7 protein-coding genes are annotated in these 6400 nt (G+C 37.9%); 3 read left to right on the forward strand and 4 right to left on the reverse strand.

Annotated features, from left to right (window positions below; genetic code table 11):
* Positions 1 to 131 precede the first annotated feature (131 nt).
* Genes ACVRWY_RS09155 through ACVRWY_RS09170 form a run of 4 tightly spaced genes read right to left on the reverse strand, consistent with a single transcriptional unit; the run spans position 132 to position 3103 of the window.
* The gene (locus ACVRWY_RS09155; protein ID WP_354369880.1) at positions 132 to 782 is read right to left on the reverse strand and encodes an amino acid ABC transporter permease; all 651 of its coding nucleotides are present in this window, start codon (positions 780 to 782) and stop codon (positions 132 to 134) included.
* A gap of 17 nt (positions 783 to 799) precedes the next feature.
* Entirely contained in the window at positions 800 to 1501 is a 702-nt protein-coding gene (locus ACVRWY_RS09160; RefSeq protein WP_354369881.1) for an amino acid ABC transporter permease, read from the reverse strand.
* Positions 1502 to 1515: 14 nt separating this feature from the next.
* Positions 1516 to 2328 carry a transporter substrate-binding domain-containing protein gene (locus ACVRWY_RS09165; protein WP_354369882.1) on the reverse strand — a complete coding sequence of 271 codons (813 nt, stop codon included), beginning with the start codon at positions 2326 to 2328 and terminating at the stop codon, positions 1516 to 1518.
* 10 nt (positions 2329 to 2338) lie between these two features.
* Positions 2339 to 3103 carry an amino acid ABC transporter ATP-binding protein gene (locus ACVRWY_RS09170; protein WP_354369883.1) on the reverse strand — a complete coding sequence of 255 codons (765 nt, stop codon included), beginning with the start codon at positions 3101 to 3103 and terminating at the stop codon, positions 2339 to 2341.
* A 219-nt stretch (positions 3104 to 3322) separates the two neighbouring features.
* On the opposite strand from ACVRWY_RS09170, the gene vicR reads away from it, so the two are divergent.
* From vicR to walJ, 3 genes are read left to right on the forward strand one after another with little or no spacing between them, the layout of a single operon-like run.
* The gene (gene vicR, locus ACVRWY_RS09175) at positions 3323 to 4033 is read left to right on the forward strand and encodes a cell wall metabolism response regulator VicR (RefSeq protein ID WP_354369884.1); all 711 of its coding nucleotides are present in this window, start codon (positions 3323 to 3325) and stop codon (positions 4031 to 4033) included.
* A complete protein-coding gene (gene vicK, locus ACVRWY_RS09180; RefSeq protein ID WP_354369885.1) occupies positions 4026 to 5378 on the forward strand; it encodes a cell wall metabolism sensor histidine kinase VicK in 1353 nt (450 codons plus the stop codon). The genes vicR and vicK overlap by 8 nt, the downstream gene beginning before the upstream one ends.
* Positions 5379 to 6188, forward strand: a complete 810-nt coding sequence (gene walJ, locus ACVRWY_RS09185) for an exodeoxyribonuclease WalJ (protein WP_354369886.1) — start codon at positions 5379 to 5381, stop codon at positions 6186 to 6188. It abuts the gene before it with no gap.
* Positions 6189 to 6400 lie beyond the last annotated feature (212 nt).

Here is a 6400-nt window from a genome sequence, read left to right on the forward strand (position 1 = left end):
GTTTCAGGAACTTTGAAAACTTTAAAAAACGGATTTTGATTGCCTTGAACATAAAGAAAGAGAGAACGAATTTCGTCCTCTCTAGGTGTTAGCTTTTCATCTACCCACTACAGTTGACAAAGAGCCATTTTTTATACAGCACTTTTTTCCCAGCGTTTTGCCAGTCGGCGTGAAAGGCTTGAGATAATAAAGTTAATCACAAAGTAAGTTAAAGCGACCAAACCATAAAGTGTGAAGACTTGTTCTGGTTCAAAGTAACGCCCCATCAAAATTTGGCTCTTACCAAATAGCTCTTGCAAAGCAATAACAGAATAAAGGAAGGACGTATCCTTTATAACGGTTACAAACTGTGAAATAATAGCTGGTAACATTTTGCGGATGGCTTGTGGGAAGACAATGATGGTGAAGATTTGAAAAGTGGTAAAACCTTGAGATAACCCTGCTTCTGTTTGCCCGTGGTCAACAGCGTTTAATCCCCCACGGATAATCTCAGCTAAAGCAGCGGAGGTAAAAACGGTAAAGGAGATAATCCCGGCTGGAACCGATTTGACTTGGAAAACCAAGAAGATAATAAAAATCCATAAGAGGTTAGGGACATTTCGGACAAACTCAATGTAGATACTAGCTAGGATACGTAAGATGGGATTTTTCCCATTACGCATAACAGCTAGAATTGTTCCAAATATTGTTGACAAAATAATAGCAACAAATGAGATATAAAGTGTTAGCCCTAGGCCTTGTAATAGGAAGCTTAGGTTCGATGCTTTAAAAATATCTGACATAGTAACTCCTTCCTATTTTATAAGCTATAGGCTTTTTTATTAGCTTCTTCTTTACGACGTGCCCATGTAGCAAGTGGGAAGCACATAATGAAGTAAAGAATAGCAGCGCCTGCAAATGCTGGAACGTAGTTTGTGGTATCAAAGGACCACGTTTTAGCAACAAACATAATATCAGCACCAGAAATAATAGCGACCGTTGCGGTATTTTTAATCAAATTAACCACTTGATTGGTCAGTGGTGGGAGAATTGTTCGAACAGCTTGAGGGATAATAATGAGGCGCATGGTATCTGCATAGGTGAAGCCCTGTGATAAAGCAGCTTCTGTTTGTCCCTTGGGAACAGCCTCAATTCCTGAACGGAAGACCTCAGCGATATAAGCACCATGGTAAAGTCCGACACAAATAACACCTGTAAAGAAAGCTGAAATCATAATAGCACCATCTGATAAAATGGCTAAACCATAATAAACAAAGACAAATTGTACCAAAAGTGGTGTATTTTGGAAAAATTCAACATAGATGCGTGATAAAATCTGTAAGAATTTATTTTTACTTGAAGACATAGCAGCAAACACGATACCAAGTACCATGGCAAGTGCTAGTGCCCCAATAGATAACCCTAAGGTATAAAGGAATCCTTTTGCGAATTCTCCAAAGTTTTGAAAAAATTCAACCCAACGAGACAGTGCAAAAGGTCCTGCAACAGTTAAAAAAGTCATATTACCTCCTATTTTTATTCCGTTGGCTCAGCGGATTTTAGTCCATATTTAGCTTGGATTTTTTCTAGACTACCATCATCTGACCATTTCTCAATGAGGGTGTTGATATATTGAATAACCTCTGTGTTGGATTTTTTGGTTGCAATACCATATTCTTGTGTGTTGAAACCTTCATCTAAGATTTTAGTTTTGCTGCTGACATAACCTGACAAGATGGATTTGTCCACCGAAAAGGCTTGAATACGGTTGGCATAAAGTGAAATAGCTAACTCAGGATAAGATCCCAATTCAGCAAATTTAAAGGAAATCCCTTGTTCTTCAGCATAAAGCTTGAGGTTGGCTTTTGTGGTTGATCCTTGTGCGACACCGATAGTTTTACCATCTAGGTCTTTACTTGATGAAATTCCTGAATCCTTATTAACGAGGAAACCAATTTGGTCATAGTAATAAGGGGCTGAGAAATTGTAAGATTCTTGACGCTCAGGTGTGATCGTGAAAGTTGCAATGATAATATCTACCTGTCCGTTATCCATCAAGGGTTCACGAGTCTGAGCAGTTACAGGGGTGAATTGGATTTTTACACCAATAGCTTTAGCAATTTTTCGTGCAATATCAACTTCCATTCCTTCATACTGATTAGTCTCAGAGTTAAGGTAGCCAAAGTTTGGAACATCTTGTTTAACCCCTACACGTAGCACACCAGATTCTTTAATTTTTTGAACTTGACTTGGCAAGGTGTCTGCACTTACTGTTGAAAAAGAAAGGGTGAAGACTATAAAAGCTACTGCAATCGCAAGGAGGTTAAGGAAAAAAGAGTTTTTCTTCATCGTTGTCCTCCTAATCTTCTTTCACTTTATCACTAGTGTGGTTAATAATTTTGCTTAGGAATTGTTGAGCACGAGGCTCTTTTGGATGGTTGAAGAAACCTTCAATATCAGTAGTATCTTCTAAGATCTCCCCGTCTGCCATAAAGATAATGCGATCAGCGACCTCACGGGCAAATCCCATTTCATGTGTCACAACAACCATGTTCATTCCACCTTTTGCCAGTTTTTGCATGACAGTGAGGACATCTCCGATAGTCTCTGGGTCAAGGGCTGAGGTTGGTTCATCGAAAAGAAGAAGCTCAGGCTTCATCGCAAGCCCACGTGCGATAGCGACACGTTGTTTTTGTCCACCAGATAACATGCCTGGGTAAGAATCTTTACGATCCCACATATTAACGTAGGTAAGGTACTTTTCAGCAATAGCAATGGCTTCCTTAGGATCCATACCCAGTACTTTGATAGGAGCTAGGGTTACATTTTCCAAAACGGTCTTATGTGGATAAAGATTGAAATGTTGAAAAACCATTCCGACTTCTTTACGAAGGGCAACTAGTTCCTTAGCTGAAGCATTAGCTAGCTCATGCCCATTTACTTTTAAGCTTCCTGTTTCAATAGATTCTAAGGCATTCATGGTGCGAATGAGAGTCGATTTTCCTGATCCGGAAGGACCTAGTAAAACAACCACTTGTCCTTTTTCAATCTCAAGATTGATGTTTCTGAGTGCATGGTAGTCACCATAGTATTTTTCGACATTTTTATATTCAATAAGTGCCATTTTATCCTCCTTGGTGATTGAGTCTATAGGACTGAATCAATAATTCTTTGTTAGCTTTTCTAACATGTACTTAATAGCTTATCACAAACTTAAAAAAATGTCAAATTTGTCAGAAAATTCTGCACTTGTAAACGTTTGAGGTGTCTGAAAAAAGCTAGAATTTCCAACTTTTACCAAAATTTGATATAATTTTATAAAAAGAATAGGTGAGAAAAAAATATGAAAAAAATATTGGTCGTTGATGACGAAAAACCAATTTCGGATATTATTAAGTTCAATCTCTCCAAGGAGGGTTATGATGTTCTTACAGCCTTTGATGGAAAAGAAGCTTTAGAGCAGTTTGAGGTGGAAAAACCTGATTTGATTATTCTAGATTTGATGTTACCAGAAATTGATGGATTAGAAGTGGCAAAGGAAATTCGTAAAACAAGCCATGTGCCTATTATTATGCTGTCAGCTAAAGATAGTGAGTTTGATAAGGTTATTGGACTTGAGATTGGTGCAGATGACTATGTCACCAAACCTTTTTCTAATCGTGAGTTGCAGGCGCGTGTTAAAGCCCATCTTCGTCGAACAGACAATCTCGGCGCGCAAATTCAAGAAGAGGCCAGTGCTAAAGAAAGTAATAATCTTGTTGTCGGAAACCTTGAGATTGTTCCAGATGCCTTTATTGCCAAAAAACATGGTGAAGAAGTAGAGCTTACTCATCGTGAGTTTGAGTTGTTGCATCATTTGGCTACACATATGGGTCAAGTGATGACGCGCGAGCATTTGCTTGAGACGGTTTGGGGATATGACTATTTTGGGGATGTTCGAACAGTTGATGTTACGATTCGTCGTTTGCGTGAAAAGATTGAAGATACACCGAGCCGTCCAGAATATATTTTGACGCGTCGTGGTGTAGGGTATTTCATGAAGTCTTATGATTGAGTTTATCAAACGTATTATTTTTAATTGGAATTTTTGGTTCCTTGTTCTCTTATTTCTCTTTTTATTTTACTTTATTTATCTTTTGATTCGAAGCTATAAGTTTAATCAACAATTAAAACAGTTGAACCAGAAAGTGACGGCTTTAATTTCAGGGGATTATTCGGATGTCTTGACGTTAAAAGGCTCTTCTAGTTTAGTTGACTTGTCTTCTAGTATCAATGATTTATCAGATGTCTTTCGCATGACGCATGAAAATTTGGCGCAGGAAAAGAATCGTCTCTCTAGCATTTTAGCTTATATGAGCGATGGTGTGTTAGCTACAGATCGTCGTGGAAAAATTATAATGATCAATGCTATGGCACAGAGTCAATTAGGACTTGATAAGGATCAAGCTTTGGAATTGAATGTTTTGGATATTCTTGGCGAGACTTCAGATTATACCTATCATGAACTGTTATCAAAGACACCTGAGGTGACCTTGACACGTCAAAATGAGTTTGGAGAATGGATTAGCTTACGCATCAATTTTGCTCTTATCAAACGGGAAAGTGGTTTTATTTCAGGTTTAGTTGCGGTTTTACATGATACCACTGAACAAGAAAAAGAAGAGCGTGAGCGCAGGCTATTTGTCTCAAATGTCAGTCATGAACTTCGAACGCCATTGACATCTGTTAAATCCTACTTAGAAGCTCTAGATGACGGTGCTTTGACGGAGGCGGTGGCGCCTAGCTTTATTCGTGTGTCTCTTGATGAGACCAACCGCATGATGCGAATGATATCAGATTTACTAAGCTTATCACGTATTGATAATGATAATAGTCATCTTGATGTCGAATTAACGAATTTTACCGCCTTTATGACTTATGTGCTGAATCGTTTTGATCAGATTAAAAGTCAGCAAACGATTGAAGGTAAGCACTATGATATCGTTCGAGAGTATCCTATTTCACCCATTTGGATTGAGATTGATAATGATAAGATGACCCAAGTTTTAGATAATATCTTAAACAATGCTATCAAGTATTCTCCAGATGGTGGTAAAATAACTGTTGGAATGAAGACAACTGATACTCAGTTGATTATTTCTATAGCTGATGAGGGCTTAGGGATTCCTAAAAAAGATTTACCTCTAATTTTTGATCGCTTTTACCGTGTGGATAAGGCAAGAAGTCGTGCTCAAGGAGGGACTGGTTTAGGACTGGCTATCGCTAAGGAAATTATTAAACAACATAGAGGCTTTATTTGGGCAAAGAGTGAGTATGGCAAAGGCTCTACCTTTACCATAGTCCTGCCATATGATAAAGAAAGTGTCGCTGTAGATAACTGGGATGAAGAAGAGGAGTAAATGACAACAAGCGGATTTAAGTATAGTATTTTAGCATCAGGATCAACAGGTAATTCCTTTTATTTGGAGACTCCTAAAAAGCGGATTTTAGTAGATGCAGGCTTGTCTGGTAAAAAGATTACCAGTCTTTTGGCAGAAATTGGGAGAGATCCTAAAGATTTAGATGCCATCTTGGTAACCCATGAGCACAAAGACCATATCCATGGTGTAGGAGTGCTAGCGCGTAAATATCACTTAGATATCTATGCTAATGAAAAAACTTGGCAAGTGATGGATGAACAAAATATGTTGGGAAAAATTGCAGTTGAGCAAAAGCATATTTTTGAACGAGGTAAAGTCTTAACTTTTGGTGATGTGGATATTGAAAGTTTTGGAGTCAGCCATGATGCTGTGGATCCCCAATTTTATCGTTTCATGAAAGATGATAAAAGTTTTGTGATGCTAACGGATACGGGATATGTGAGTGATAGAATGGCTGGGATTATTGAAAATGCAGATGCTTATCTCATTGAATCCAATCATGATGTTGAAATCCTACGTTCAGGGATGTACCCTTGGAAATTAAAGCAGCGTATCTTATCAGATAAAGGGCACTTATCAAATGAAGACGGTGCAGGAACTATGATACGCACTATTGGCAATAAAACCAAAAAAATTTATCTTGGACACCTTAGTAAAGAAAATAACATTAAGGAGTTAGCCCATATGACCATGGAAAATAACCTCTTACAAGCTGATTTTGCTGTGGGAAAAGATTTTCAGGTTTATGATACTTCCCCTGATAGTGCCACTCCTCTTAGTCTTATTTAATTGTAAAGTAAAATGTTTGAAAGCGTCTTTCAGACATTTTTTATTTGTTAAAACAGATAGTATCCCCTACTTTTCTCTATAGTCAGTGTACCTTTGTCAATGATGTGAGACCTAAAATGTTATTTTGAAGCTATCCATTTGTTAAGCTTTACTAGGAGCTAGCTCCTAGTAAAGCTTTTCTGATATCGATAGGAGATTTCCATCCTAAAGTT

The sequence above is a fragment of the Streptococcus porcorum genome, assembly GCF_053203725.1.

Coding starts and splice junctions, on each gene's coding strand:
- ACVRWY_RS09155 (WP_354369880.1), bottom strand. CDS start 782: ATGTCAGATATTTTTAAAGCATCGAACCTAAGCTTCCTATTACAAGGC.
- ACVRWY_RS09160 (WP_354369881.1), bottom strand. CDS start 1,501: ATGACTTTTTTAACTGTTGCAGGACCTTTTGCACTGTCTCGTTGGGTT.
- ACVRWY_RS09165 (WP_354369882.1), bottom strand. CDS start 2,328: ATGAAGAAAAACTCTTTTTTCCTTAACCTCCTTGCGATTGCAGTAGCT.
- ACVRWY_RS09170 (WP_354369883.1), bottom strand. CDS start 3,103: ATGGCACTTATTGAATATAAAAATGTCGAAAAATACTATGGTGACTAC.
- vicR (WP_354369884.1), top strand. CDS start 3,323: ATGAAAAAAATATTGGTCGTTGATGACGAAAAACCAATTTCGGATATT.
- vicK (WP_354369885.1), top strand. CDS start 4,026: ATGATTGAGTTTATCAAACGTATTATTTTTAATTGGAATTTTTGGTTC.
- walJ (WP_354369886.1), top strand. CDS start 5,379: ATGACAACAAGCGGATTTAAGTATAGTATTTTAGCATCAGGATCAACA.